At 62.1% G+C, this 657-nt stretch carries 1 pseudogene; it reads right to left on the reverse strand.

Annotation, left to right across the window (positions count from 1 at the left end):
- Window positions 1-603 (reverse strand): annotated as a pseudogene (locus ACWGXF_RS24400) (helix-turn-helix domain-containing protein); the annotation flags it as partial.
- Window positions 604-657 lie beyond the last annotated feature (54 nt).

Raw genomic sequence — 657 nt, forward strand, 5'->3', positions numbered from 1 at the left:
CATCGCGCCCCAGACGCATACCCGCCTGCCCCAGGGGCTCGCGCAGCAGATGGTGCAACTTGCGCGTACCCAGCCTGGGCTGGCGAACCCGCCGATCGCGCACCATCTGCACCACCGCCTCGGCCCGGCTCTCACGCTGGGCGTGGCGCTGTTGACCCTGGTAGTACGCCTGTCGACTCAGCCCCATGCAACGGCAAGCCCTCGCCACGCTCAGCCCTTGGACGAGCCGCTGCGCGAGGACTTGCCCGAAGGCTTTTTTACGACGCGCACTCCATAGTCCTTCTTGAGAACATCCAGCATTGCTTCGAACAGCTGGGCCTTCTCGTTGGCCTCTTTGAGCTGCACTTGCAAGGCTTTGATCTGTTGCTCGGGCGTCAGTGCTGGGGGGGTCTTGTCAGGGGGCATGGCTGCACATGATGCACCACGTCCCCAACCTTGGCGACCGTGCTTGCGCAGCCACACCAGCACCGTCGATCGTCCCTGGATCCCGTAGCGCGCCTGTGCTTGCCTGTACGTCAATTCGCCTTTTTCCACCTGCTCGACCACTGCCAGCTTAAAAGCCAGCGTGTAATCCCTCTGGGTTCGCTTGGAGCCTGATTCCATGAGACCTGCCTTTTTCCTTCAAGAAAAGGTGTCAACCTCGGGCAGGACGGGTCA

It is taken from the genome of Comamonas sp. HJ-2 (assembly GCF_053615495.1).